Source organism: Shinella sp. M27 (genome assembly GCF_049199905.1).
Classification (GTDB): Bacteria; Pseudomonadota; Alphaproteobacteria; order Rhizobiales; family Rhizobiaceae; genus Shinella.
Map to the genome: position 1 here is coordinate 43222 of NZ_JBLZPK010000027.1, position 26119 is coordinate 69340.

The following is a 26119-nucleotide window of genomic DNA, read 5'->3' on the forward strand; positions in this document are numbered from 1 at the left end:
AATTGCTTATAGGTCCTGCACCCAACCGCGAACCGGGACATTGCTCTTGGACATCGTCTTCTCCGCCGCCACGGTGGCCTATGGCAGCCGCACGGCGCTCCAGCCGCTGGATTTGCAGCTCTCGGAGCAGCGCATCGGCGTCGTTGGCCTCAACGGTTCCGGCAAGACGACCATGGCGCGGCTGATCAACGGGCTCGTCAAGCCGACCGCCGGCACCGTCACGGTCGGCGGGCTCGATACGGTGGGAGACGAACAGGCCGCACGCGGCAAAACCGGCTTCATCTTCCAGAACCCGCAGCATCAGATGATCCTGCCGATCCTGGCAGAGGACATCGCCTTCGGCCTGAAGAACCGCGGGCTCGGCAAGGCGGAGATCGCCGAACGCACCGAGGCCGTGCTCGCCCGTTTCGGCATTTCGCATCTCGCGCGCCGCCGCGTGCACGAACTTTCCGGCGGCGAGACGCAGCTCGGCGCCATTGCCAGCGTGCTCGTCACCGGCCCGGAGCTTCTGATCCTCGACGAGCCGACCAACCAGCTCGACCTGAAGAACCGCGCGCTGATCGCACGCACCCTTGCCGGCCTGCCCGAGCAGGTGCTGGTGATCACCCATGATCTTGCTTTGATCGAGGATTTCGACCGCGTTCTGGTGTTCCACGACGGGCGGATGGCGGCGGATGGCCGGCCGGCGGAAGCGATCCATGCCTACCGGGAGATCGCGGCATGCTGAACGGGCTCGATATCGAGGGCAATTCGCCGCTGCACCGCATGCCGGTGCGCGGCAAGCTGATCGTGCTGTTTGCCGCCGCCATCGTGCTGTTCCTGCTTTCCGATCTGCGCCTGCTCGTGCCGGCTCTTGCCCTTTCCGTGGCGCTCTATCTCTCGACGGGGATCGGTCTTGGCGAGGCGGCGCGGCGCACCCGCTTCGTGCTGTTCACCGTGCTGCTCGTCGCGGCGGCAAACTATTTCTTCCAGTCGCCGCACGAGGGCGCGGTCGTCTTCTGCCGGCTGTCGACCCTGGTGCTGCTGGCAGCCGCCGTGACGGCAACGACGGGCATTTCCGCCTTCATGGACGAGATCACCCGGCTGATCACACCACTGGAGCGGTTCGGCTTCGTAAGGGCTGCGGATGTGAGCCTCGCGGTCGGCCTCGTCATCCGCTTCGTGCCGGAGATTTTTGCGCGCTACGGCGAGATCGCAGCCGCGCACAAGGCGCGCGGCCTGCCCGTGCGGCCGCTGACCACGCTCGTGCCGCTCATCATCCTGACGCTGAAGGACGCCGACACGATCGCCATGGCGATTGACGCCCGCGGCTTTCGGCGGCAGTAAGCATTTGACCCATTTTTGTCCGACAGGGAGCCCTGCCATGAACACCAGAGACATCGTCCTCATCGCCCTCTTCGCCGCGATCATCGTGGTGCTGGGCCTGCTGCCGCCGATCACGCTCGGCTTCATTCCGGTGCCGATCACCGCGCAGTCGCTCGGCGTCATGCTGGCCGGCTGCATCCTCGGTGCCAAGCGGGGTGCGAGCGCCGTGCTGCTCGTGCTGCTGCTCGTCGCCATTGGCCTGCCGGTGCTTTCGGGCGGTCGCGGCGGCCTTGCGGTCTTCGCCGGCCCGACGGCGGGCTATCTCGTCGGCTGGGTCTTCGGCGCTTTCGTCTGCGGCCTGGTCGCCGAACGCCTCGTGCGCGAAGAGCAGCCGGAACTGTCGCAGTACCTCTCCTTCCTCGCCGCCTCCGTCATCGGCGGCATTGCCGTCGTCTATCTCTTCGGCATGCCTTGGCTCGCCTATATGAGCGGCAAGGCCTTCTTCGAGACGGCCGCCGCCTCGCTGGTCTTCCTGCCGGGCGACCTCATCAAGGCGTTCGTCGCGATGCTCGCCGGCCGCGCGGTGCTGGCCGGCTATCCGCTGCTGCCGCAGCGCGCCTGAGCCGATGCCGCTTTCCGGCGCCCTCGAACGGCACGCCGCCCAAAACCCCGAAAACCCGGCCTTTCATCTGGACAGCCGGGTCTTGTCCTACGGTGCGCTTGCAGCCACGGCACGTCGCCTGCACGCTATTTTTTCGAACCTGGCGCCGGGCGGCCAAAGCAGCATCGGCCCTGACAACCGGCTGATCGCACTCGTCACCGGCAACCATGCGCTGTTCCCCGCCGCCTTCGCCGCCGCGACCTCGGGCCATATGTGCGCCGCGCTGATCGACCCGCATCTGCCCGAAGCGACCCGGCAACGGCTGCTCGACACGATCGCACCCGACCTCATCGTCACAGCCGAAGGCGCCGATCTGCGGATCACCGATCCAAGGCGGGACATTTCCGAAATCGTCGCGGAACAGGAGCACGCGACCGATCCGGCTTTGGCCGAGGGGCAGGCGGATGCGCCTTTCCTCATCGTCTTCACCTCGGGCACGACGGCCGATCCGAAACCGATTATCCGCGACCGCCGCTCCTGGCGCATCAGCCTCGCCACCGGCGCGCCGTTCTTCGGTATTACGGCACAGACCATCACCTATGCCCCCGGCCCCCTCGCCCATGGGCTTGCGCTCTATGCCATGACGGAGTGCCTGCTGGCCGGCGCCACCTTCCATTCCACCCGGCATTTTGACGCGCACGCGGCACAAGAGACGATCCGGCAGCACGCCGTGCAGCGCCTCGTTCTGGTGCCCACCATGCTGCGCCGGCTCTGCGAGCGCGCGCCGCTGGAGGAAGTCGCGGCCATCACCGTGGCCGGCGCGAAGCTCACAGCGGGCGATCACGCGCTCTGCGGCAGACATTTCCCTCGTGCAGCGCTCCGGGAATATTACGGCGCTTCGGAGCTCGGCTTCATCACCGTCACGGCACCCGACGATGCCGCCTCCTCCACCGCCGTCGGCAAGGCCTTTCCGGGTGTTGCGATCTCGGTGCTCGACGCGGCCGGCACCCCCCTGCCCACAGGCGAGACCGGCATCGTCTTCGTCGAAAGCCCACTTGTCGCCACCGGTTATCTCGGGGCCGGCGACGGTGCGGGGCTGGCGCGGTTCGGCGCGCTGGCGACGGTCGGCGATCTCGGTTTTCTGGAGACGGATGGCACGCTGCATCTGCTCGGGCGTGCCGGCGGCATGGTCCTGTCGGGCGGCAACAATATCTATCCCTCCGAGGTCGAGGCGGCGCTGCAAAGCCTGCCCTTCGTGCGCGCCGCCCATGTCTTCGGCCGCGACCATGCTGATCTCGGCAGCGAACTGGTGGCGGTGATCGAGCCTGCCGCGTCGGGCCTGACGGCCGAAACCCTCATGGCGGCGCTGGCCGATCTCCTGCCGCACTACAAGCAGCCGCGCCGGCTCTGGCTCTGCGCGAAAATGCCAACGACCCCTTCGGGCAAGGTGGAGGCGAAAACCGTGCGGCAATGGGTGGCGGAGGAGAGCGATGTCCTTGAACCGCTCCGCTGATCCCGAACGTATTCCCGTCATCGCCGCCGCCTTCCGCACGCCGATCGGCCGGGTCAACGGCACGCTGTCGGCCATCGAGCCGGCAAGCCTCGCCGCACCCCTTATCCGCCGCATCCTTCAGGACACCGGCCTCGCCGCGGATGCCGTCGACGACGTCCTCCTCGGCAATGCCGCCAACAGCGCCGGCAATCTGGCGCGGCTGGCAGCGCTGGAGGCGGGGCTTGCGGTTTCCGTGCCCGGATTGACCATCGACCGGCAATGCGGCTCGGGGCTGGAGGCGATCACGCTCGCCGCCCGGCTGGTGACGGTAGGTGCCGGACGCCTCTATCTCGCCGGCGGCACCGAGAGCAGCAGCCGTGCCCATCTACGCTTCCGCCCACCGCTCACATCCGGCGATGCGCCGGAGCCGGTACGCCGCGCCCGCATGGCGCCCGATGCCATCGGCGACCCCGACATGGGCATCGCCGCCGAAAACGTCGCCAACCACGCCGGCATCAGCCGCGCACGGCAGGATGCCTTTGCGCTGGAAAGCCATCGCCGCGCGGTAGCCGCACAGAAGGCCGGTCGCTTTGCCGGCGAGATCGTGCCGCTCGACACACAAGCCGGTCGCGTTTCGCAGGACGAATGCCCGCGCGAAAACACTTCGCTGGAAAAGCTTGCGGCGCTGAAACCGGTTTTCCGCCCGGATGGAACCGTGACGGCGGGCAATGCCTGCCCGGTCAATGACGGTGCCGCCGTCGTGCTGGTGACCTCGCTGGCCGAAGCCCGGCGGCGCGGCCTGACGATGCTCCTGGAACTCGTCGACAGCGCCACGGTCGGCGTCGACCCGAACCTGCTCGGCCTCGGCCCCGTTCCGGCGATGGAAAAACTTGTCACGCGCAATCCCGGTCTCGATGCCGCGGCCGTCCCCTATATCGAGTTCAACGAGGCCTTCGCCGCCCAGGTGCTCGCCAGCCTCGATGCGCTCGGCATCGATCACGCGATCGTCAACCGCGAGGGTGGTGCGCTTGCGCTCGGCCATCCCTACGGTGCGTCCGGCGCGATCCTCGTCACGCGGCTCTTTGCGCAGATGCGGGAGGCTGATGCGGAAACCGAAGCGCTCGCCATGATGGGCATCGGCGGTGGCATGGGCATCGCGACTTTGTTTCGCAAGCTTGGGGGAACAGGATGAGCGAAAAGATCTATAACGGCGGCTGCCTCTGCGGCGCCGTTCGTTTCGAGGCGACGGGGCCGGCGGAAAAGCCGCATACCTGCTCCTGCCGCTTCTGCCAGCAGCATACCGGCGCACCGACCGCCGCCTGGGTGGAATTTCCCGCGGAGTGCGTGCAATGGACAGGCGCGGGTGCAAAACCCGCGACCTGGCGCTCGTCGGATTATTCCAGCCGCGCCTTCTGCCCCACCTGCGGCAGCTCCATCGGTGCGATCGATGACGAGCCGGTCGTGGCGCTCTTGATCGGCGGCTTCGACGAGCCCACTGATCCGGCATTCACGCCGCAATACCATTCCTTCGAGGATTGCCGGCCGGGCTGGCTCAGCGTCGAGACCGCCTCAGGCGAGGAATGATTTCAGCCAGTCGCGGATCGGCTGCGGCACGTTGACGGGCTGGCGGGTTGCGGGATCGACGGCGACCCAGACGATCTCCAGATCCGCTACTGGGGCACTATTACAGGCGATCACCACGGCGAAGCTGAGCGAGGTCGCGCCGATGCGCGTCACCGAAACCGTGAAGCGGGCGAGATCATCCAGCCGCAGCCCCCTGTGGAAGGTGCAGCCGGATTTGCGCACGAAATAGACGGGATCGTTTGGCCCGACCGGGCGGTGGCGCCAGAGGCCGGCGACGGCCGCTTCCGCATGGGCGTAATAGGCCGCATTGTGCATATGACCGTGCATGTCTATATCGCGGAACGGTATCCTGACTTCGCTGACCGTGATGTCTGCCGCCTGTTCCACGTCGTATCCCGGGGTCAATCCATGCTTCGTGCCGTTGTTAGAGCCTTCGGCGATCCCCGGCAAGTGATCGGCTTGGAAGAGGTAGAGCGCGCCGTCCCCGGCCCCGGCGAGGTGGAGATCCGCATCCGCCGCGCCGCCATCAACCCTTCCGACCTCATTCCCGTCACCGGCGCTTATCGCAGCCGCACCGCCCTGCCCTTCGTGCCCGGCTTCGAGGGCGTGGGGGAAATCGTGCGGATCGGTGAGGGCGTGAGCGGTTTTGCCGTCGGCCAGCGCGTGCTGCCGATCGGCGCGAGCGGGTTCTGGCAGGCACATCTAGTGCGCCCGGCGGCATGGTGTTTTGCCGTGCCGGACGATCTTTCCGACGACCAGGCCGCCATGGCCTATGTCAATCCGCTGACCGCCTTCCGGCTGGTCGATGCCGTGAAAACGCACTTCGGCAGGGTCACAGGCCAGCGCATCGGCGTGACAGCCGCCGCATCCGCCATCGGCAGGATGCTGCTCACGCTTCTGGCCGAGGCCGGTTTCCAGCCCGTCGCTCTGGTGCGCGGCGCCGCGACGGCCGAACGGCTGGCCGAGGGCTTTTCCGGTGAAATCGTCATCGCCAATGCCCCGCCGCTCGATGCCGTCCTCGATTCCGTCGGCGGCGAGGCGGGCAATGCGCTTTTCCGCACCCTCCGCCATGGCGGCGCTTTTGTGCAATACGGTGCGCTTTCGGGCGCGCAGCTCGATCCCGCGCTTGTCAGCGCCCGCCGCGAGGACATCGCCTTCTCCTTCCTCTGGCTGCGCAATTGGGTGCATTCCGCCCCGCAGGCGGAGATCGCCGCCGAATTCGAGCGCAGCTTCGCCGGCATCCGTGCGGGGTATCTCGCCTCCACCGTCGACACGGTTTTCGCCCTCTCCGACCTGCCCTCCGCCCTTGCCCGGCAGGACGATCCGGCCCGCGCTGGAAAACTGCTGCTTGCACCGTGACTGTTGAAAAGGCGGTGCGGCTGGCCCATTTCCCGTGGACCTCGCCAATTGCAATGGGTAGCTTCCGGCCATGACGACGTGTCTCCTAGAGAACCCGATCTTCCTCGAGCATCACACGCCGGAGGGCCACCCCGAGCGGTCCGACCGCATCCGCGCGATCAATCTCGCCTTGGAACACGAGCGCTTTGCGCCGCTCAAGCGCGAGAAGGCGCCGCAGGCCAACGAGGATTTCGTGCTGCTTGCCCATCCGGAAAGCCATCTGCGCGCCGTGATGTCGGCAATGCCCGAAGAGGGCATCGAGCAGGTGGAGGCCGATACCTATGCGAGTCCCGCCAGCTTTCAGGCGGCCCTCACCGGTATCGGCGGGGCGATTGCCGCCGTCGATGCGGTCTTCACCGGCAAGGCCGACAATGCCTTCGTGCTTGCCCGCCCGCCAGGCCACCATGCCGAGCGCTACAAGGCGATGGGCTTCTGCTTCTTCAACAATGCCGCCATCGCCGCCCGCCATGCACAGAAGGCCTACGGCGCCGAGCGCGTCGCCATCGTCGACTGGGACGTGCATCACGGCAACGGCACGCAGGATATTTTCTACGACGATCCGTCGGTGCTGTTCTGCTCGACGCACCAGATGCCGCTCTATCCCGGCTCCGGCGCCAAGACCGAGACGGGGGCCGGCAATATCGTCAACGCGCCGCTCTCGGCCAATGACGGCAGCGACCATTTCCGCGAGGCGTTCAAATCCCGCGTCCTGCCGCGCGTCGCGGATTTCAAACCTGACGTCATCATCATTTCCGCCGGCTTCGATGCGCATCACCGCGATCCGCTGGCGCAGATCAACCTCGTCGCCGACGATTTCGACTGGGCGACGGCCAAGCTGATGGAACTTTCCGAAAAATCGGCAAACAACCGGGTGGTCAGCCTGCTGGAAGGCGGCTACGACCTCACGGGCCTGGCCGAATCCGCCGCCACCCATATCTATCGCCTGATGAGAGGCTGACCATGACCAATCCTGCTGCCGCCTCCGGGCCTGACGTTTCCGCCCTCACCTTCGAACAGGCCGTCGAGGAACTGGAAAAGATCGTTGCCGCGCTGGAACGCGGCGACGTGCCGCTCGACCGCTCCATCGAGATCTACGAGCGCGGCGAGGCCTTAAAGAAGCATTGCGAAACGCTGCTCTCGGCCGCCGAAAACCGGATTGAGAAAATCCGCCTCGACCGCGCCGGCAAGCCGCAGGGCACGGAGCCGCTCGACGGGGCGTGAACCTCAGAGCTGTGCGGCAATCGCCGCCTTGTCGATGACCGACCAGACATTGCGGATGCGCGCATCCTCGAATTCGTAGAAGACGTTTTCGGTGAAGGAGGCCTTGCGGCCATTGACCGGCAGGCCGAAGAGTTCGCCTACCGGCGTGCAGTCGAACAGCAGGCGGCTCGCCACGCGTGGCGGTTCGATCACCAGGAAATCGATGGCGAAATACAGGTCCGGGATGGCGCGAAAATCGCCCTCCAGCATCGTGCGATAGCCTGAAAGGCCGATGCGCTTGCCGTTGTAGTGCGCCTCCTCGTGGACGAAGCTGCCGAGACTGGCCCAATCCTGCCTGTTGAGGCAGGCAATATAGCCGCGATAGAGTGCTGCCAGTTCCTGTCCGTTCATTGTCGTCTCCCTGCTCTCGGCGAATATGGTGCGGATCGCGTCAAATGCCAGAGCCGGAAAAGATTGACCACACCGTCAACATCAGCCGCCCTATCCACACCCCACCCTGCCCGCTAGCATGCACCCAACGAACCCAATCACAGGAGGGCGCAATGAGCTTCTTTCCCGGAAAAGACCCCGAGGCCGGCGATGCGGCGGCGTGTGATGCGCTGGAACATCTGATCATTCCGCGCACCAGCGATATCGGCGGGCTGGAGGTGCGGCGTGCGTTGCCGACGGCCAAGCGCCGGCTGGTCGGGCCGTTCATCTTCTTCGACCGCATGGGGCCGGCGCTGCTGCGAGCGGGTGAAGCGATCGACGTCAAGCCGCATCCGCATATCGGGCTTTCCACCGTGACCTATCTGTTCGACGGCGAGATCAAGCATCGTGACAGCCTCGGCACCGAAATGGTCATCGCGCCCGGCGACATCAATCTGATGACGGCAGGGCGCGGCATCGTGCATTCCGAGCGCTCGCCGGAAAACCTGCGCGGCAAGCCGCAGTCGATTTCCGGGCTGCAGACCTGGCTTGCTTTGCCCGACAGCCACGAGGAAATGGCGCCGGTCTTTTCGCACACGACGAAGGCCGAGCTTCCCGCCTTCTCGGCCGACGGCATTACCGGGCGCACGATCATCGGCAAATATGAAGGCCACGCCTCGCCGGTCAGCGTGCCCACGGATACGCTCTATACCGACCTGATGCTTTCGCCGGGTGCTGCCGCACCGCTCGCCGCGGACTGGGAAGAGCGCGCGGTCTATGTGCTGTCCGGCACGCTGGATGTGGCGGGCGACGTCTTTGCCGCCGACCAGCTGCTCGTCTTCCGTGCCGGCGATGCCATCACGCTCAAGGCCGGCCCCGAAGGCTGTCACATAATGGTCTTCGGCGGCGCGGCGCTTGGCTCCAAGCGCTATATCTGGTGGAACTTCGTCTCCTCCTCCAAGGAGCGCATCGAGCAGGCCAAGGAGGAATGGCGCACCGGCCGCTTCGACATCGTGCCGGGCGACGAGGAAGAATTCGTTCCGCTTCCGGCCGGGTGATATATAGCTTTATCGGCATAGGAAATACGAGAGGGAGGCGCTGGTAAGTGGCCTCTCTTTTTTATGTTGACTTATTCATAGCCATTCAGCTATATAAAATCCATAGCCAACGAGGTATGGATATAATGGCTGAGGCCCATGACATGTTGTTCCGCACGCTTGCGGATCCGACGCGGCGCGCGCTCTTCGAGCGCCTGTGCCGCGAGGGGGAAAAGACGGTGGGGGCGCTGACGGCGCAGGCCGGGGTGTCGCAGCCTGTCGTCTCCAAACATCTCGGCCTGCTCAAACAGGCCGGCCTCGTGCGCGACCGCCACGAGGGGCGGCAGACGCATTACAGCGCGCAGCTCGGCGCGCTCACCCCGCTGGTCGACTGGACCAGCCAGATGGCGCGGTTCTGGGAGCAGCGCTTCGACGATCTCGAAAATTTGCTGAGGAGAATGGATCAATGAGCACTGCATCCGTGACGCGCTCCGTCGTCGTCGAGCGCGATATCGCCCATCCGCCGGAAAAGCTCTGGCGCGCGCTGACACAGCCGCACCTGATTTCGGAATGGCTGATGCGCAACGACGACTTCCAGCCCGTCGCCGGCCACGCGTTCCGGCTCAGCGGCGACTGGGGCGGTGTCGATTGCGAGGTCCTGGCGGTCGAGCCCGGCAAGGCGCTGACCTATCGCTGGGACCACCCGCACGAGGACCCGGCCTTCAACCTCACGAGCGTGGTCAGCTTCACGCTCACGCCGACGGCGACGGGCACGCGCCTGCGCATGGAACAGACCGGTTTCCGTCCGGAACAGAAACAGGCCTTCGGCGGCGCCCGCTATGGCTGGGAAGCACATTTCACCAACCTCGAGCGGGTTCTGGCGGGACTGGAATAGGGAGTAGTCACGATGAACTGGAACCTTCTGATCCGTCAGTGCCACCGCTGGATTTCGATCCTCTTCACGCTTGCCGTGCTCGTCAACATCGCGGCGATGACGCAGGGCCAGCCACCGATCTGGATCGGCCTTCTGGCGCTCTTTCCGCTGATCCTTTTGCTGGTCAGCGGCCTCTATCTCTTCGCCCTGCCCTATATTGCACGCATACGACGCGGCTAGGAGGCAAGGATGAGCGATAAACCGGTGCTTTTATCCGGCGGCAACCCGCAAATCCCGAAAGGCGATGGCGACGGGCCGGTCCAGGCCTATATCGCCGCAATGCCGGGCTGGAAGAGCGATGTCGGCCGCAGGCTGGATGCGCTGGTCGAAAAGACCGTGCCCGGTGTGGCCAAGGCGGTGAAGTGGAATTCGCCCTTCTATGGCAAGGCGGGCGACGGCTGGTTTCTCAGCTATCACTGTTTTGCGAAATACATAAAGCTGACCTTCTTTCGCGGCACCGCGCTCGATCCGGTACCGCCGGTCGCCTCGAAAACCGCGGAAACCCGCTATTTTCATATTCACGAGGGCGAAGCGCTCGATGAAGCGTTGCTTTCCGGCTGGATCCGGCAGGCAAGCATGCTTCCCGGCGAGCGCCTCTGACACAGGATGAGATCATGAGCACGGCTGAAACCGAATCCCCTTCGATGCTGATCGACAAGCGCATAACCGAGCTCGCCGACTGGCGCGGCGACATGCTGGCGCGGCTGCGAGCACTGATCAAGCAGGCCGATCCTGATGTGACCGAGGAATGGAAGTGGCGCGGCGTGCCCGTCTGGGAGCATGACGGCATCCTCTGCACCGGCGAGACCTACAAATCCGTCGTAAAGATGACCTTCGCCAAGGGCGCGTCGCTCGACGATCCCGCCGGTCTCTTCAACTCCAGCCTGGAAGGCAACACGCGCCGCGCCATCGATTTCCGGGAGGGCGAGGCCATCGACGAAGACGCGCTGAAGGCGCTAATCCGCGCGGCCGTCGCTTTGAACCAAATCTCCCGCGCCAAGAAGAAGAAGTAGATATCGGCGGCTTTTGCCGCCGGTGACGTCCGCAAAATGCCTGATTTGCCTTGGAGAACGCGAGGCTGCGTCGGATTGCGTGGTATCAATCCGGCGAAATACGCTCTAGACTTGCCGAAACGGTTGAAATCGCGCGCCGCATTCTGCATGTGACAGCGTAAAACCGTAACGTTCGGGCCGGGCTCCGTGAGGGAACCTTCGCACACGGGCGACAAGACGAGGCTTGAGAGTGACCCAGACGCCAGCCACCCCCCTGCTCGACAAGGTCCGCATTCCCGCAGACCTGAAGGCCGTGGACGATCGCGACCTGCCGCAGCTCGCCAGCGAGCTGCGCGCGGAAATGATCGACGCCGTCTCGCGCACGGGCGGCCATCTCGGCGCAGGCCTCGGCGTGGTGGAACTCACCATCGCCATCCACAAGGTCTTCAACACGCCCGACGACCGGCTGATCTTCGATGTCGGCCACCAGTGCTACCCGCACAAGATCCTGACGGGCCGGCGCGACCGCATCCGCACGCTGCGCCAGGAAGACGGCCTTTCCGGCTTTACCCGCCGCGCCGAGAGCGAATACGACCCCTTCGGCGCCGCCCATTCCTCGACCTCGATTTCCGCCGGCCTCGGCATGGCGGTCGCCGCCGATCTTTCCGGCGCAAACCGCAATGTCATCGCCATCATCGGCGACGGCGCCATGTCGGCCGGCATGGCCTATGAGGCGCTGAACAATGCCGGCGCGCTCGATGCACGCCTCATCGTCATCCTCAACGACAACGACATGTCGATTGCGCCGCCGACGGGCGCGATGAGCGCCTATCTCGCGCGCCTCGCCTCGGGCCGCACCTATATGGGCTTCCGCGAGTTCGGCAAGAAACTGACGGCCTATCTCGGCAAGAAGGTCGACCGGGCGATTACCCGCGCCGTCGAGCATGCGCGCGGTTACGTAACCGGCGGCACGCTGTTCGAGGAGATGGGTTTCTACCATATCGGCCCGATCGACGGTCATTCCTTCGAGCACCTGCTGCCCGTGCTGCGCAATGTGCGCGACAATTCCAAGGGTCCGGTGCTGATCCATGTGGTGACGCAGAAGGGCAAGGGCTATCCGCCGGCCGAAGCCGCCGCCGACAAGTATCACGGCGTCAACACCTTCGACGTCATTACCGGCACGCAGGCCAAGGCCAAGCCGAATGCGCCGAGCTACACCTCCGTCTTCGGCGAGGCCCTGGTGAAGGAAGCCGGCTTCGACGAAAAGATCGTCGGCGTTACCGCCGCCATGCCCAACGGTACCGGCATCGACAAGCTAGCCGCCGCCTATCCCATGCGCACCTTCGACGTGGGCATTGCCGAACAGCATGCCGTGACCTTCGCCGCCGGGCTCGCCGCCGAGGGCTACAAGCCGTTCTGCGCGCTCTACTCCACCTTTCTGCAGCGCGGCTACGACCAAGTGGTGCACGACGTCGCCATCCAGGGCCTGCCTGTGCGCTTCCCCATCGACCGCGCCGGTTTCGTCGGCGCCGACGGCCCGACCCATGCCGGTTCCTTCGACACGACCTATCTCGCGACCCTGCCCGGCTTCGTGGTGATGGCCGCCGCCGACGAGGCGGAGCTGAAGCACATGGTGCGCACCGCCGCCGCCTATGACGACGGCCCGATCTCCTTCCGCTATCCGCGCGGCGAAGGTGTCGGCGTCGATATGCCGCCCCGTGGTGAAATCCTGGAGATCGGCAAGGGCCGCGTCGTCAAGCAGGGCTCGAAGGTGGCGCTCTTGTCCTTCGGCACCCGCCTTGCCGATTGTCTGCTGGCCGCCGAAGACCTCGACGCGTCGGGTCTTTCCACGACGGTCGCCGATGCGCGCTTCGCCAAGCCCCTCGACCACGACCTGATCCGCCAGCTTGCCCGCCACCACGAGGTGCTGATCACCATCGAGGAAGGCGCCGTCGGCGGCTTCGGCAGCCATGTGCTGCAGTTCCTCGCCATGGAAGGCCTGCTCGATCACGGGCTGAAGGTGCGTCCGCTGGTGCTGCCCGATATCTGGATGGAACAGGCCAAACCCGAGGCGATGTACGCCAAGGCCGGGCTGGACCGCGCCGGCATCGTCTCGACGGTGTTCAAGGCGCTCGGCCAGAAGGCCGTTGACGTGGGCGCGGCGGGCTGAGCAGCGCGCCTTACTGCACCCCGCTCGGCTTCAGCAGCAAAATATCGATCTCGTTGGTCGGCGTGAAATCCTTGGCCTTCATTTCGAAGGTCGTCGGGCCGGTCTTCTTGATGCCCTCGCCGCAGAAGCTGACGAGATTTTCCGCAGCACCCTTATCGATGGTCAGTGAGAAATCCTTGATCGGCCCGCCCCAATTGGCGCCGGTCGACAGGATGTAGGAAATCCAGTTCTCGAAGAGATAGGGCTTTCCGGCCTGCATATCCTTTTCCGCCTGCTGGGCGCGGCGCACGATATTGTCCTCGATGCAGTAGCGCTTGACGTAGTCCTGATAGCGCTCGCCCTTCGGCTGGCCGTCCTCCAGGAAGGAAATGCCGACCGTGCCGCCGACGCTGGGCTTGTAGCGGTGCTGCACCGTCACTTGCCTGCCCGCCGGAAAGGTCGTGCGCCACCAATAGACCGACTTCAGCGACCAGAGCGGCGTGCGGTAGTCTTTCATGCCTGTGACGTCGTCGTCATAGGTATCGATGAAGATGAGGCCGCGGGCGATCCAGTCGGCGGCGACGTCGTCAGGCAGGTTCTTAAGCGCCTCCTTGGCGGCCTTGGACATCGGCAGGAGCGGAATGCCCTGGGCTTTCAGGTCCTCCGTCACGTCGATATCGGAGGCATAGGCGCGCTGCTGGAGGGTGACGGCCACCGCCTTGCCATCCTGCGCGGCGGTGAAGCCGAGGTAATTGTCCGTCTCGAAATCGTCGATCGCGATATTGGCATAGGGATCGCCGCCGATATCTGGCATCGGGAAGGCGACGAGGCCGGAGACGTCCTTGTCCGAGCTGTTGGTAAAGACATAATCGACGCGGATTTCGCTCGGCGAGATGAACAGCGCTTCCTTCGTCATCTCCACCTCGGGCGTGCGCACGAAGGTGAGCCCGCCCGTCTTCAGCTCCGCCATCGTGTCATTGGCAAAAGCCGGTGCGGCCGAAAGCGCAAGCAAAAGCGGCAGATGGCGGAGCGTGTTCTTCATGGCGATCCTCGTGACGTGTCGGCGTGATAACAACCGAAATTTCTTGGCGCGGCAAGCGACGCGACAGGCCGCTTACAAAGTTTAGAGCAATTCGCTGTCCCAACACGCTACGATTGCGAATTCGCTCTAAGAAGCTGATAATGATGAATCCCAGGAGCCACGCTGCATGAGCAACATTCTGTCTATGCTGTGAATGTCGCCCAGCCCCACGGCCGTTCCACGCATTCCCGATCGTCCGAAATCAAAATCAACCGAGGACAAGACTATGAAGCCAGTTCGCCAGATGCTCCTTGCCGCTCCCTTGATCATAGCGGGCGCGGCGGCCGCATTCGCGGATGAAAGCAGCGTCAATCAGACGATAGACCAGCAGTTGGGTGACCACACGAAGTATCAGGCTGTCATTGTCGCCCTTCAAAAGGCTGTCGCGGCACAGGATGCGAAGGGCGTTGCCGCCCTCGTCAGCTACCCGATCGGCGTCAAGGTCAACGGAAAGGAGACCAACATCAAATCCGCCAAGGCGTTCGAGCAACACTACAAGGCCATCATGACGCCTGAAATCACCAAGGCAGTCACCGATCAGAAATACGAGGATCTATTCGTCAACTACCAAGGCATCATGTTCGGCGACGGCCAAGTCTGGATCAACGGCATCTGCACGGACGACACCTGCAAGAATTTCGACGTGAAGGTGCAGACCATACAGGACGGCCCGAAATGATCCGCGCTACCGCCGTCATCACGGCGTCATGACAGCGTCCTCGGAATCAGCCACGGCGACTGCCGCGATGCTGCGAAAATTCGCCGTGGCGAGACCCGGGACTTCAGTGCACCCTTTCTCAACCATCCCGTTTTGCAACCGCGTAACCACATCCCTTGGCCGTTGCGAAACCTCCGGCTGCTAGTGTCCCTGCAACGAAAAGAAAGACCGGACAGGGATTTTCACCATGCGATACGCGCTGCTCGCGGCTCTTGCCGCCACGCTTTGCCATGCCTCCATCGCGGCCGCCGAAGAGCGGCCGGAGCACGACCCGGCCATCGAGGCCGCGGCAATCGCCATTCTGCAGAAGAAGCTGCCTGACATTCGCAAGTCGCACGACATAGCCGGCGACCCCGGTCTCGTGCGCGCAGCGCGCGAAGAGGCGAGACCGCAGGGCATCTCCGCGCTGATCGACCTCGATTCGGCGAAGAATTTCCCCGGGCGCATCATCTGGCTCTAGAGTTTGTCAGGGAAAAGTGGGAACCGGTTTTCCCGAAAAGACAAACGAAAACAAAAGAAGCGAGAGTATGTCTGGTTCAGCCTGAGCCAGACATACTCTAAGCCGGGGCTTGCCACCTGCTCCATGAGGCGTCATGAGAGGCAATGTCCCGACCTATCGAAACCATCCGCCTCGACCAGCTCCTGCTGAATGCCGGCCTCGTCGCCAGCCGCTCCCGCGCGCGCGACGCCATTTCGCGCGGCACCGTGCGCGTCAACGGCCGCACCGTTACCAAGCCGAGCTCCACCTTCCCCGCCAATGTAAAGATCGAGATCGACGATCCCGCCCAGGCCTATGTGTCGCGCGCCGCGTTGAAGCTGAAGGCGGCGCTCGATGAATTCGGCCTCGACCCTGCCGGGCTCGACTGTCTCGATATCGGCGCCTCGACCGGCGGCTTTACCGATGTCCTCTTGGAACGCGGCGCAAACCATGTCATCGCCGTCGATGTCGGCCATGACCAGCTGCACCCCCGGCTGCGGGAGGACGAGCGCATCACCAATTACGAGGGCCTGAATGCCCGCGTGCTCGACGAGGACCATCTCGAAGATCGCGAGATCAGCGTCGTCGTCTCCGACGTCTCCTTCATCTCGCTGAAGCTCGCATTGCCGCCGGCGCTCGGCTTTGCCGAACCCGGCGCCTTCTGCGTCCTGCTCGTCAAGCCGCAGTTCGAGGCCGGCCGTGAGGCGATCAGCAAGGCGGGGCTCCTGAAGGATCCCGAAAGCGCGCCGGCCGTTGCCGCGGAACTCGAACGCTGGCTTGTGGAAGACATGGGCTGGCAGAGCCTCGGCCTCATCCCCTCGCCGATTGCCGGCGGTGACGGCAATGTCGAGTTCCTGCTGGGAGGCCGCAAGCCATGACGACGGAAACCCTCACCATCGCCCGGCTCGGCAGCGGCGGCGACGGCATTGCGGAAACGGCCGGCGGCCCGGTCTATGTGCCGTTCACGCTGCCCGGCGAAGTCGTCGCCGTGGCGCGCGTGAAGAACCATGGCACGGTCATGTCGATGTCCGAGGTCTCGCCCGAGCGGGTAACGCCGCCCTGCGCGCATTTCGGCCCTGACGGCAGGAACGGCACCTGCGGCGGCTGCACGCTGCAGCATGCCGGCGATGCGCTCTACCATGACTTCAAGCGCAACCTCGTCGTCCAGGCGCTGAAATCCAAGGGCCTGACGCCCGAGGTGGCACCGCTCGTCATCGCCCGCCCCGGCGAGCGCCGCCGCGTCGTCTTCACCCTGCGCAGGACGGAAAAGGACATGCTGGTCGGCTTCAACCAGGCCGGCAGCCACCATATCGTCTCCATCGATCACTGTCCGATTTCGAGCGACGGCATCATCTCGAAGCTCGAAGCGATCCGCCGCGTCGGGGCTGCCATTGCGACCTCGGCCGAGCCGTTCCGCGTCACGGTGCTGGAAACGCTTGGCGGTCTCGACCTCGCCTTCGAGGGCGTCAAGAAGGTCGGCGACCGGGAGCGCCGCGCCGTCACCGAGACCGTGCTTGCGCTGCGCGCCGGCATCAACCGCGTCTCCAGCGACGGCGAGATCGTCATCGAGCCGCAGAAGCCGGAAATCGAATTTTCCGGCGTGCGCGTCTCCCCGCCCGCCGGCGGCTTCACCCAGGCGACGAAGCCCGCCGAGGATGCCATGGCCGAGATCGTGCTGACGGCGCTCGGCAAGGCCAAGCGCGTCGCCGATCTCTTCGCCGGCTCCGGCACCTTCGCGCTCAGGATCGCCCGCCAGGCCAAGGTGCATGCCGTCGAGGGCGACGAGAAGGCGCTGAAGGCGCTGGATTTCGCCGCGCGCAACACCCAGGGCCTCAAGCCTGTGACGGTGGAAAAACGCGACCTCTTCCGCCGCCCGCTGATGACCTCGGAACTGAAGGCCTACGACGCCGTGGTCTTCGACCCGCCGCGCGCGGGTGCGGAAGACCAGTGCAAGGAACTCGCCCGCTCCGGCGTCAAGACCATCGTCGCCATCTCCTGCAACCCGATCAGCCTCGCCCGCGACCTCGCTATCCTGACGGAAGCCGGCTACCGCATCCGCCTCGTCACACCGGTCGACCAGTTTCTCTGGTCGGCGCATGTGGAAGCGGTCGCGGTGCTGGAGAAGTAAGCGACCGCAACTCGCCTCAGCGTGTCTGCGCGGGAAACACCCCGCCATCATCCGCATCCAGCACGATGGAGAGCGAGATGTTGCGCGGGCGCGTGACGGCGAACAGGACGGCTTCCACCACGTCCCGGTTGGTGGCGCGCGCACTCTTGACCCGACTGGGCGCCTCGGCCCATGCCGGTTCGCCCGGCTGGATGTCGTCCAGATCGGGCGGGTGCAGGATGATCGAGCGGACCGGCGTTCCCGCCAGCATTTGCCGCAGTCCCTCCGCAATTGCCGTCTGGCCCCGCTTAGCGGCATAGAAGGGAACGGAAACGCCATCGAGCAAGCCGTTCGGCAGGCCGCTGACCGAGCCGATGGTCACGATATCCGGGTTGGCGGAGCGCCGGAGCAGCGGCAGAAGGCCCTGGCTGAGCAAGAACGTGCCGGTGACGGCGGAGTTTATGACACCGAGAACCTCCTCGGCCGTATGCGGCTCATCGCGCGCCTCCAGCCACATCGCGCCGTTGTTGATAAGCAGGTCGATATGCTCGTGTGCACCGACGATCACCTCTACCGCCCGCCGCACGCTGGCGCTCTCGGCCAGATCGACGGCGACGCAGGCCGGACAGCGCCCCGTGGCTTCCGCAATCCCGTCCGCCACTTTTTCAAGCGCCGCAGGGGTACGGCCGCACAGGACGATGTTGCACCCTGCCTTGGCCAGCGACGCGGCAAGCGCCGCGCCCAACCCACGGCCGGCGCCCGTGATGACGACCGTTCGCCCGCTCAATTCAACCATTCTTCGCATCCTCGTCTGTGCAATGTGCAACCAAGCTATATCCGCTAAGGCTGCAACCGAGAATGCCAAAACAAAAAGCAACGGTCTTAGGCATCAATCGTCTTTGCTGGATTGATCACGCATTCTGGCGTTGAGAATGACGATCATCTTCCGCATGACGGCGAGGAGTGCGACCTTTCCCGGTTTGCCTTTTGCCTTGAGGCGCTGGAAGAGCGCCTTCATGTCTGGATCGAAGCGGATTGCCGGCAGGGCCGCGACATAGAGCGCGTCCCTGACCGGCCTTCGACCGCCGGCGATCATCCGCTTGCCACGCATCAGGCCGCTATCCCGATTAAGCGGCGCAACCCCGACCAGCTTGGCGATCTGGCCCTTGTCGACGTGCCCCAGTTCCGGCAGGCCGGCGATTAGGAAACAGGCCGTGCGCAGGCCGATCCCCTTGAGCGACATCAGCACAGCGGCCTTGCTTTTGAGAGCCGCATCCGCCTTCAGGCAGTCCGTCATCGCCTCGATGACCGACTGGCGCTGCTCGATGAGGAAGCGCAACGTCTCCTCGATCCATTCCCGCGTCCTGCCACCGGCGTTGCAGGTCAGCTTTTCCCGCCGGTTCTTCTCCTGCACGATCATGTGCGACAATTGCCTGTAGCGTGATACCAGATCGACCAGCATTGTTTGCCCCGGTGAAGGTGGCGCCGGAACCTTGCTCTCCATACGCCGTCCATAGTCGGCCAGCACGAAGGCATCGATCCTGTCTGTCTTGGAGAGCTGGCCGCAGGCGCGGGCGAACTGCCTGACCTGCTTTGCATTGACCTTGGCGACAGGCAGGCGGGCGACGAGCAAGGCGTCGACCACGCCGCGCTCATAGCCGCCGGTCGGCTCGATCACCAGGCGCTCTATCCCCACGAGATCGGCCATGAGAGCGATGAACGTGCAAATGCCTTCGGCCGTGTTGGCAAAGGTCGCCACCTGTCGTTCCGGCAGGATGCAGATGTCGAATGACGATTTCGATATGTCGATGCCGACAAAACGGCTAGTATGGGTCACCAGGATGGTCTCCCTTATACGCGAGCGCGAAGCTCTCTCAACGGTTCGACGAAGCCTCGAAATGCGCAAAGGGTTCTGCTTTTTTCCGAACGAAAGTTCAGGCCCGGCAAGGACCAACCGCTTTGCGCACCGTCATCTAGGTGTTGCAACCACCCAAATGACAAACGAGGCCGGAGCATCATAACCGATGCTCCGGCCTCGTAATGTATAAGGCCCGGGAACGACCCCGGGCCTTTTCTTCAGCTGAAGCTGCCAATCAGGCTGCGTGGCGCGAAGGCGTGGCCGCGTGGCTGGCGGCGCCCGGCCCGAGGCGGAACTGGGCGAGCAGCGCGTTGAGGGCGGCGGCTTCCGAGGCGAGGCCGTGGCTGGCGGCGGTCTGCTCTTCCACCATGGCGGCGTTCTGCTGGGTGCCCTGGTCCATGGTGTTAACGGCCGTGTTGATCTCCTGGAGGCCGGTCGACTGCTCGCGGGCGGCGAGAACGATGGCGTTCACGTGGCCGTTGATTTCCTGGACTTCGCGGACGATGGCTTCCAGTGCAGCACCGGTCTCATCCACCAGCGACACGCCCGAGCGGACCTGCTCGCCTGACGTGGTGATCAGCGCCTTGATCTCCTTGGCCGCATTGGCCGAACGCTGGGCGAGTTCACGGACTTCCTGTGCGACGACGGCAAAGCCCTTGCCGGCTTCACCGGCGCGCGCTGCTTCCACGCCGGCATTCAGCGCCAGAAGGTTGGTCTGGAAGGCGATGTCGTCGATCACGCCGATGATGTTGGAGATCTCGTGCGAGGACTTTTCGATGCCCTGCATGGCCGAGACGGCGCGGCGCACGACGTCACCCGACTTTTCGGCACCGGTGCGGGTGCGCGAGACGAGCGAGCCGACTTCCTCGGCGCGGCGGGTCGAATCCTTCACGGTCGTGGTGATCTCTTCGAGGGCGGCGGCGGTTTCTTCCACCGAGGCGGCCTGCTGCTCCGTGCGGCGGGCGAGATCATCGGCGGCCGAGCGGATTTCGGTTGCGCCCGCATCGATGGCGCGGGCATTCTGGCCGACCGTCGTCATCGCCGTTTGCAGCTTGGTGACGGAGTGGTTGAAGTCGTCGCGCAGGCGATCGAGATGGCCGGCGAAGGGCTTTTCGATGCGGTGGGCGAGATCGCCCTCGGCAAGGCGGCCGAGACCATCGGCCAGCGCATCGACGGCATGCTGGATTTCGGCGGCGTCGCGCGCCTTCATGGCCTCGCGCTCGCGGCGCTCGCTCTCGGAGAGCACGCGGCCCTCCTCGGCGGCGTTTTCGAGGCGGGTGCGCTCGATGGCATTGTCACGGAACACGGCAACGGCGGCGGCCATCTGGCCGATCTCGTCCTTGCGCTCCTGGCCGGGGATTTCCGTGCGGACGTCACCGGAGGCGAGCTTCTGCATGGCCGAGGTCATATCCTTGACCGGGCGCACGACGAGGCGCGACAGCACGGTGGCAAGGAAGCCCATCATCAGCACGACGGCGAGGATCGTGGCGATCGTGGCGGCGATGCGGAACTGGTCGATGGCCGCGAAGGCCATGCCGCTGTCGATGGTGAAGCCGAGATACCATTCCACCGACGGCAGGCCGGTGACCGGCACGAAGGAAACGAGCACCGGCTTGCCAGCATAGGTCGTATGCATCACGCCGTCGCCGATGGCGGGCGTTGCTTCCGGGAAGGCATCGGCCAGCGTCTTGGTGACGAGCGCCTTGTCCTTGTGCACGAGGATCTGGCCGTTCTTGCTGACGAGAAAGGCGAAGCCCTTGCCGCCGAGATCGACGGATTCGATCATGTCGATCAGCGATTTCAGCGAGAAGTCGCTGCCGGCGACGCCGACGAGCTTGCCGTCCTTCTTGACCGGAACGGCCGAACTGATGATCAGGCCGTTGGTGGAGGCGTCGATATAAGGTTCCGTCAGCACGGGTCCATCCGCCTTGACGGCGTCCTGATACCACGGGCGCTTGCGCGGGTCGTAGCCCTCAGGCATTTCCGACTTCGGCCATTGGGTGAAAACCCCCGCCTCGTCGCCCACATAGGTCGTCATGAACTGGCCGACCAGCACGTCGTTCTGCAACACGGCTTCGATGCCGGCGGGATCGGCGGCCTTTGCGGCGGCGTTGCCGGCCGTCTGGGTCAGCATCACGCGGGCATTCAGCCAATTGGCGATGCTCTGCGCGGCCTGCTTGCCGGAGCTGTCGATGCTCTCCTCGACGGATGTCGTCAGCACGCTGCGCTGCAGGCTGTCGATATAAAGGGAAAAGCCGGTAAAGGCAGCGATGACGACGAGCGACGCGACGACAAGAATGCGCGTCATGAGATTGGAGCGCTTGGACATGGGCGCGATGTTTCCTAAGAGACCCTCGCCGGCGACGGCGGGAGCGCGATGCTGAACGGCATGCCGGGAGGGCGAAGAACGGGCGCATCATGCGACCGCCGGCCAGGAAGGCCGGAGAGTGGCCGCACCCTAGGAAAGCGTGTTTAAGGCACTGTTAAAATTGATAGACCACAAATTGCAAGTGGATCATCGCCGCGCCATGAAAGCCTCGAAGGCAGCGCGGGCTTCCGGGCTTTTCAGCTGGGCCGCGAAATGTCCCGCTTCCTCGTCGATGCGCGCCGCGACGTCCGTGCGATCGCCGCGGATGAGGCTGCGGGCAATCGCCAGCGCCTTCGGCGGCTTGGCAGCGAGGCGTTTTGCGGCGGCGAGCGCCTGCTCTTCCAACACGCCCGGCTCCACCACGGCATAGACGAGGCCTGCATCGCGCGCGGCGGTGGCGGAAAAGCCATCGCCGGCCGCAAGCAGCGCGAAGGCGCGCTGGTGGCCCATCAGGCGCGGGGCAAGCAGGCTGGAGGCCGCTTCCGGCACCAAAGCGAGATCAACGAATGGGGTGCGGAACTCCGTGCGGATCGAGGCATAGGTCAGATCGCAGTGCAGGTGGATCGTCGTACCGATACCGATCGCCAAGCCATCGACGCCGGAGACGAGCGGCTTGGTGTGGGCGGCGAGCGCATGCAGGAAATCGATCACCTCGCGGCCCATCGTGCCACCCATGGCAAAGGCCATGAAGTCGTTGAGGTCGTTGCCGGCGGAAAAGCAGCCTTCGGAGCCGAGGAAGACGGTGGCGCGCACGCTTTCGTCCGCATCCCCCGCTTTCAGCGCATCCGTCATCGCCTGATACATGGCGCGCGTGAGGGCGTTCTTCTTTTCCACGCGGTTGAGGCGGATCACCTGCACGCCGGGGGCGCTTTCCGGGCGCTCGATCAGGATATGGTCGGTCATATATCTTCCTCTCAGCCGAGAACCGCACGGGCCGCCGCAAGGCTCGCGGCACCGTTGATGACGCGGTCTTTCAGCGCCGATGTCTCACCGATGATGTTTTCCGCAGCAAAGCGGCAGAGTGCGGCGCGTTCACCGTTGCGGCCGTCGCCGCCATCGGCCAGCGCGCCCTTGGCGAGATAGGCACCGGTCAGTACAAGACCGAAAAGGCGTTGATAGGGCGTGGCACCCGCGAGCGCTTCGGCCTGTTTGCCCTCGGCCAGGGTGGCGAGCAGCCAGTCGGTGGCTGCTTCGAGATCGGCGATGCTGGCTTCGAGGCGGTCGCCGGTTTCGCCGAGTTCCGGCGCGTTGGCCGCACGCGCCTTGGCGGCGATGTCGCGCAATTCCGCGATGAAGCCCTTGATATGGTTGCCATCCGAGAGCGGCAGCTTGCGCGTGACCAGGTCGATCGCCTGAATGCCGTTGGTGCCCTCGTAGATCGGTGCGATGCGGGCATCACGGTAGAGGCGGGCCGCGCCGGTTTCCTCGATGAAGCCCATGCCGCCATGCACCTGCACGCCGAGCGAGGAGACGTCGACGCCGGCATCGGTGGCGAAGCTTTTTGCGATGGGGGTGAGCAGGCTCGCGCGGTCGGCCCAGTGTTTCGCATCGTCGCCATGCGCCATGTCGACGGCATGCGCGCAGGCATAGGTGATGGCGCGTGCACCCTGGGTCAGCACCTTCATGGTCAGCAGCATGCGGGCGACATCCGGATGCTCGATGATCGGGCTCATGCCGGAACCCTGCCAGCCGGGCGCCTTGCCCTGCGTGCGCTCCCTGGCATAGGCGATGGCCTTCTGCGTGGCGGCTTCGGCAATCGCCACGCCCTGCATCCCGACGGCAAGCCGGGCATTGTTCATCATGGTGAACATGCAGGCGAGGCCACGGTTTTCCTCGCCGATGAGCCAGCCGATTGCACCGGCCTCGTCGCCGAAGCGGCCGTCGCCATAGATCATGGTGCAGGTCGGCGAGCCGTGGATGCCGAGCTTGTGCTCGATGGAATGGCAATGGGCATCGTTGCGGGGGCCGAGCGAGCCATCCGCATTGACGAGGAATTTCGGCACGAGGAACAGCGAGATGCCGCGCGTGCCGGCCGGCGCATCCGGCAGGCGGGCGAGCACGAGATGCACGATATTGTCGGTAAAATCATGTTCCCCATAGGTGATGAAGATCTTCTGGCCGAAGAGGCGGTAGGTGCCGTCGTCGCGGCGTTCGGCGCGTGTTTTCATCACGCCGAGATCCGAACCGGCATGCGGCTCGGTGAGGTTCATCGAGCCCATCCATTCGCCGGAGACCATTTTGGGCAGATAGGTCGTCTTGAGATGCTCGGAGCCATGCGTGGTGAGCGCTTCGATGGCACCGATCGTCAGCGTCGGGCCGATCGCGAAGGCCATCGAGCCGCTGTTCCACATTTCGAGCGCGGCGACATGCAGCATATGCGGCAGCCCCTGCCCGCCGAATTCCGGCGACGCCGTCAGCGAATTCCAGCCGCCCTCCGCCCAGGCCTTGTAGAGCGCGGGCCAGCCATCCGGCATTTTCACGGCACCGTCGACGAAACGGGCGCCCTGCTTGTCACCGATCTCGGCGAGCGGCGCGACTTCCTCGGTGGCAAAACGGCCGGCTTCGGAAAGAATGGCATCGACGAGGTCGTCCGTGAGGTCGCCGAGACGGCCGCCCTCCAGCGCGGGGGCAAGCCCTGCGACATGTTTCAGCGTGAACGCAATCTCCTCGACCGGCGCCTTGTACATCACTATCCTCCTGCGACCGCCCTTCGAGATTCAACCCCGATGGCCCTGTACCTGCCGGGCAGATTATTGATTTTTACGTAAACGTCAATCTTCCGCAAAGGCTACGCAAACGAAAACAGGCCACCCAGTTGGCGGACCGGGTAGCCTGTCTTCAGTGCCGGAGGACCATCCGGCACGCTTTGTCAAAGATCAGCGATAGGGCGATACGCACTGCCGGCGCGGGCCGCCATAGGGCTGGTAGGTGTTGTCATAGGCGCGATACGAACGGTAGCGATTAGCGCACCAGTTCACATGCGAGCCTCCGCCGACATAGCCGCCATCGTTGGCAATGGCACCGCCGATGATGGCACCGGCGCCGAAGGCAGCCAGCGGGAACCAATAGCCATTGTGGTGGCGGTAACCCGGGCGGGCATAACGGTAGCCGCGATGACCACGGTACCAGCCGTGGCGATAGCCGCGGTCGCCGCGCCAGTGGCGGCGATGACCGCGATCTGCTCGCCAGCTCCGGTCGCCGCGCCGCTCACGCCAAATGCGCCGGCCTTCCCGCCCCTGGCGCCACTCGTTGTTGCGCACGAGTTGAACGTCGCCCTGCCCACTATTCGCCTGTATCGTCGCGGGCGCCAAGGGCATCGCGCCAGCCGGAACTACCGGTGTGAAGGCAAAGAGCGCCGACATCGCGACGGCAAAACATTTTCCTGAAAATTTCATGACTGTTCTCCCAAAAGCGCCGCCTCTCGGAAGAAGATGCGGCAGTTTCGCATAGGAACGTAGCTTACGGAGGTTTGTTCCGACCCGCGGCAAAAACTGCGTTAGCGGAGCATTAACCATATTCGCGCCACCATGGCCGTTCGCGGAGGACCGAAATCGAACAGGAGCGTCCATTGCATCAGAAGCATCTTTCCGGCCTTGCCGCCCTTGTCCTTTCAGCGGCCCTGCCCCTCTCCGCCGGGGCGGCCACCGTCGAACCGTGGAAGACAACGAACAACGCCATCGTCGTCGACGCCTATGAGCTGAACGAGATCGACTGGTCGGAAATGCTCTCCGACAAGCGTATCGCCGGCTTCATCTCCAAGGCCTCCGACGGCCTGCCGGAAAGCTATAGCTGCAAGGGCGAGCACAGCGGCGACACGGTGGCGCACTGCAAGACGATGTGGCGCAAATATGCGGTGAGCCGCGAACTCTATGAGACGCGCCGCCTGCTGGCGCGTGCCAAGGGCCTGCTCTGGGGCGCCTATCATCTCGCCCGCCCCGGCAATCCGATCGACCAGGCCAACCATTTCCTCGACTATGCCAATCCGCAGAACGACGAAATGATGGTGCTCGACATCGAGGGCATCGATCCCGACAATTACATGTCGCTGGAAGATGCCCAGATCTTCGCTGGCCACATCAAGACGCGCACCGGGCGTTATCCGGTGCTCTACACGAACCATTCCACCGCGCGCACAATCGCGCTCAACCGCGACAAATACCGCATCCTCTCGCGCCTGCCGCTCTGGTATGCCCGCTACAAGCCGGGCATCGAGGGTGCATTCCCGATGGGCAACTGGGACAACTACGCGCTCTGGCAGTTTTCCGCAGGGGTCAATTGCTCCAAGCGCCGCTGCCCCTATCGCGTGAAGGGCGCGGAAAACGATATCGACGTCAATGTCGCGCCGATGAGCAAGGCGGACCTCGCCAGGACCTGGGCCTTCGGCAGCC

At 64.7% G+C, this 26119-nt stretch carries 30 protein-coding genes; 21 read left to right on the forward strand and 9 right to left on the reverse strand.

All coding sequences use genetic code 11. The features are described 5' to 3' along the window. Positions 1–46 precede the first annotated feature (46 nt). The 6 genes from ACOZK4_RS10005 to ACOZK4_RS10030 are packed head-to-tail and all read left to right on the forward strand — an operon-like array spanning position 47 to position 4982. Entirely contained in the window at positions 47–727 is a 681-nt protein-coding gene (locus tag ACOZK4_RS10005) for an energy-coupling factor ABC transporter ATP-binding protein (RefSeq protein WP_421591765.1), read from the forward strand. Next, the gene (locus tag ACOZK4_RS10010; protein WP_421591766.1) at positions 721–1326 is read left to right on the forward strand and encodes an energy-coupling factor transporter transmembrane component T family protein; all 606 of its coding nucleotides are present in this window, start codon (positions 721–723) and stop codon (positions 1324–1326) included. Before ACOZK4_RS10005 ends, ACOZK4_RS10010 begins: the two co-directional genes overlap by 7 nt. Positions 1327–1363: 37 nt before the next feature. After that, complete coding sequence (locus ACOZK4_RS10015; RefSeq protein ID WP_421591767.1) at positions 1364–1927, forward strand: biotin transporter BioY; 564 nt, start codon at positions 1364–1366, stop codon at positions 1925–1927. Positions 1928–1931: 4 nt separating this feature from the next. Continuing rightward, complete coding sequence (locus ACOZK4_RS10020) at positions 1932–3419, forward strand: class I adenylate-forming enzyme family protein (protein ID WP_421591768.1); 1488 nt, start codon at positions 1932–1934, stop codon at positions 3417–3419. Continuing rightward, complete coding sequence (locus ACOZK4_RS10025) at positions 3403–4590, forward strand: thiolase family protein (RefSeq protein ID WP_421591769.1); 1188 nt, start codon at positions 3403–3405, stop codon at positions 4588–4590. Before ACOZK4_RS10020 ends, ACOZK4_RS10025 begins: the two co-directional genes overlap by 17 nt. Then, the gene (locus ACOZK4_RS10030; RefSeq protein WP_421591770.1) at positions 4587–4982 is read left to right on the forward strand and encodes a GFA family protein; all 396 of its coding nucleotides are present in this window, start codon (positions 4587–4589) and stop codon (positions 4980–4982) included. The genes ACOZK4_RS10025 and ACOZK4_RS10030 overlap by 4 nt, the downstream gene beginning before the upstream one ends. On the opposite strand, the gene ACOZK4_RS10035 is transcribed toward ACOZK4_RS10030, so the two are convergent. Continuing rightward, positions 4968–5369, reverse strand: a complete 402-nt coding sequence (locus tag ACOZK4_RS10035) for an acyl-CoA thioesterase (protein ID WP_421591771.1) — start codon at positions 5367–5369, stop codon at positions 4968–4970. The two genes, ACOZK4_RS10030 and ACOZK4_RS10035, sit on opposite strands and share 15 nt — an antisense overlap. A gap of 21 nt (positions 5370–5390) precedes the next feature. Here ACOZK4_RS10035 and ACOZK4_RS10040 point away from each other — a divergent pair, with 21 nt between their 5' ends. The 3 genes from ACOZK4_RS10040 (at position 5391) to ACOZK4_RS10050 (ending at position 7601) form a co-directional block, all read left to right on the forward strand. Next, positions 5391–6341, forward strand: a complete 951-nt coding sequence (locus ACOZK4_RS10040) for a zinc-dependent alcohol dehydrogenase family protein (protein WP_421591772.1) — start codon at positions 5391–5393, stop codon at positions 6339–6341. 70 nt (positions 6342–6411) lie between these two features. Further along, positions 6412–7338 (forward strand): histone deacetylase family protein, encoded by a 927-nt coding sequence (locus ACOZK4_RS10045; protein WP_421591773.1) that lies wholly within the window; start codon positions 6412–6414, stop codon positions 7336–7338. Positions 7339–7340: 2 nt separating this feature from the next. Then, positions 7341–7601, forward strand: a complete 261-nt coding sequence (locus tag ACOZK4_RS10050; protein ID WP_313524888.1) for an exodeoxyribonuclease VII small subunit — start codon at positions 7341–7343, stop codon at positions 7599–7601. Positions 7602–7604: 3 nt separating this feature from the next. On the opposite strand, the gene ACOZK4_RS10055 is transcribed toward ACOZK4_RS10050, so the two are convergent. Further along, on the reverse strand, positions 7605–7991 hold the full coding sequence (locus ACOZK4_RS10055; protein ID WP_421591774.1) for an ester cyclase: 387 nt from the start codon (positions 7989–7991) through the stop codon (positions 7605–7607). Positions 7992–8143: 152 nt separating this feature from the next. On the opposite strand from ACOZK4_RS10055, the gene ACOZK4_RS10060 reads away from it, so the two are divergent. From ACOZK4_RS10060 to dxs, 7 genes are all read left to right on the forward strand, one after another. Next, a complete protein-coding gene (locus ACOZK4_RS10060) occupies positions 8144–9067 on the forward strand; it encodes a pirin family protein (RefSeq protein WP_421591775.1) in 924 nt (307 codons plus the stop codon). Between the two features lie 125 nt (positions 9068–9192). Then, a complete protein-coding gene (locus tag ACOZK4_RS10065) occupies positions 9193–9516 on the forward strand; it encodes an ArsR/SmtB family transcription factor (protein WP_117368742.1) in 324 nt (107 codons plus the stop codon). Next, positions 9513–9941 carry an SRPBCC family protein gene (locus ACOZK4_RS10070; protein WP_421591776.1) on the forward strand — a complete coding sequence of 143 codons (429 nt, stop codon included), beginning with the start codon at positions 9513–9515 and terminating at the stop codon, positions 9939–9941. Before ACOZK4_RS10065 ends, ACOZK4_RS10070 begins: the two co-directional genes overlap by 4 nt. Before the next feature lie 12 nt (positions 9942–9953). Beyond that, positions 9954–10160, forward strand: a complete 207-nt coding sequence (locus ACOZK4_RS10075; protein WP_421591777.1) for a hypothetical protein — start codon at positions 9954–9956, stop codon at positions 10158–10160. A 9-nt stretch (positions 10161–10169) separates the two neighbouring features. After that, a complete protein-coding gene (locus ACOZK4_RS10080; protein WP_421591778.1) occupies positions 10170–10580 on the forward strand; it encodes a DUF1801 domain-containing protein in 411 nt (136 codons plus the stop codon). Between the two features lie 14 nt (positions 10581–10594). Then, positions 10595–10993, forward strand: a complete 399-nt coding sequence (locus tag ACOZK4_RS10085; protein ID WP_421591779.1) for a DUF1801 domain-containing protein — start codon at positions 10595–10597, stop codon at positions 10991–10993. 229 nt (positions 10994–11222) lie between these two features. After that, on the forward strand, positions 11223–13142 hold the full coding sequence (gene dxs / locus ACOZK4_RS10090; RefSeq protein ID WP_421591780.1) for a 1-deoxy-D-xylulose-5-phosphate synthase: 1920 nt from the start codon (positions 11223–11225) through the stop codon (positions 13140–13142). 10 nt (positions 13143–13152) lie between these two features. Here dxs and ACOZK4_RS10095 read toward each other — a convergent pair whose 3' ends face one another. Beyond that, positions 13153–14163, reverse strand: a complete 1011-nt coding sequence (locus ACOZK4_RS10095) for a DUF4424 domain-containing protein (RefSeq protein WP_421591781.1) — start codon at positions 14161–14163, stop codon at positions 13153–13155. 193 nt (positions 14164–14356) lie between these two features. Here ACOZK4_RS10095 and ACOZK4_RS10100 point away from each other — a divergent pair, with 193 nt between their 5' ends. The 4 genes from ACOZK4_RS10100 (at position 14357) to ACOZK4_RS10115 (ending at position 17526) form a co-directional block, all read left to right on the forward strand. Beyond that, complete coding sequence (locus tag ACOZK4_RS10100; protein ID WP_421591782.1) at positions 14357–14881, forward strand: hypothetical protein; 525 nt, start codon at positions 14357–14359, stop codon at positions 14879–14881. 226 nt (positions 14882–15107) lie between these two features. Next, positions 15108–15380, forward strand: coding sequence for a hypothetical protein (locus ACOZK4_RS10105; RefSeq protein WP_313524922.1), 273 nt, complete (start codon positions 15108–15110; stop codon positions 15378–15380). Between the two features lie 143 nt (positions 15381–15523). Next, complete coding sequence (locus ACOZK4_RS10110) at positions 15524–16276, forward strand: TlyA family RNA methyltransferase (protein ID WP_421591783.1); 753 nt, start codon at positions 15524–15526, stop codon at positions 16274–16276. Beyond that, positions 16273–17526: a class I SAM-dependent RNA methyltransferase gene (locus tag ACOZK4_RS10115; RefSeq protein ID WP_421591784.1), complete on the forward strand. Its 1254-nt coding sequence runs from the start codon at positions 16273–16275 to the stop codon at positions 17524–17526. Before ACOZK4_RS10110 ends, ACOZK4_RS10115 begins: the two co-directional genes overlap by 4 nt. A gap of 16 nt (positions 17527–17542) precedes the next feature. Here ACOZK4_RS10115 and ACOZK4_RS10120 read toward each other — a convergent pair whose 3' ends face one another. From ACOZK4_RS10120 to ACOZK4_RS10145, 6 genes are all read right to left on the reverse strand, one after another. Next, positions 17543–18301 (reverse strand): SDR family oxidoreductase, encoded by a 759-nt coding sequence (locus ACOZK4_RS10120; protein ID WP_421591785.1) that lies wholly within the window; start codon positions 18299–18301, stop codon positions 17543–17545. 93 nt (positions 18302–18394) lie between these two features. Next, positions 18395–19342, reverse strand: coding sequence for an IS110 family transposase (locus tag ACOZK4_RS10125; RefSeq protein ID WP_421591786.1), 948 nt, complete (start codon positions 19340–19342; stop codon positions 18395–18397). A 256-nt stretch (positions 19343–19598) separates the two neighbouring features. Continuing rightward, the gene (locus tag ACOZK4_RS10130) at positions 19599–21692 is read right to left on the reverse strand and encodes a methyl-accepting chemotaxis protein (protein WP_421591787.1); all 2094 of its coding nucleotides are present in this window, start codon (positions 21690–21692) and stop codon (positions 19599–19601) included. Between the two features lie 186 nt (positions 21693–21878). Then, a complete protein-coding gene (locus tag ACOZK4_RS10135) occupies positions 21879–22634 on the reverse strand; it encodes a crotonase/enoyl-CoA hydratase family protein (RefSeq protein WP_313524935.1) in 756 nt (251 codons plus the stop codon). Positions 22635–22645: 11 nt separating this feature from the next. Next, the gene (locus tag ACOZK4_RS10140) at positions 22646–24418 is read right to left on the reverse strand and encodes an acyl-CoA dehydrogenase (RefSeq protein ID WP_421591788.1); all 1773 of its coding nucleotides are present in this window, start codon (positions 24416–24418) and stop codon (positions 22646–22648) included. A 189-nt stretch (positions 24419–24607) separates the two neighbouring features. Further along, entirely contained in the window at positions 24608–25126 is a 519-nt protein-coding gene (locus ACOZK4_RS10145; protein ID WP_421591789.1) for a BA14K family protein, read from the reverse strand. Between the two features lie 224 nt (positions 25127–25350). Between ACOZK4_RS10145 and ACOZK4_RS10150 the strand changes: the two genes are divergently transcribed. Beyond that, positions 25351–26119: glycoside hydrolase family 25 protein (locus ACOZK4_RS10150; RefSeq protein ID WP_421591903.1), on the forward strand; the 769-nt coding region annotated here is incomplete at its 3' end.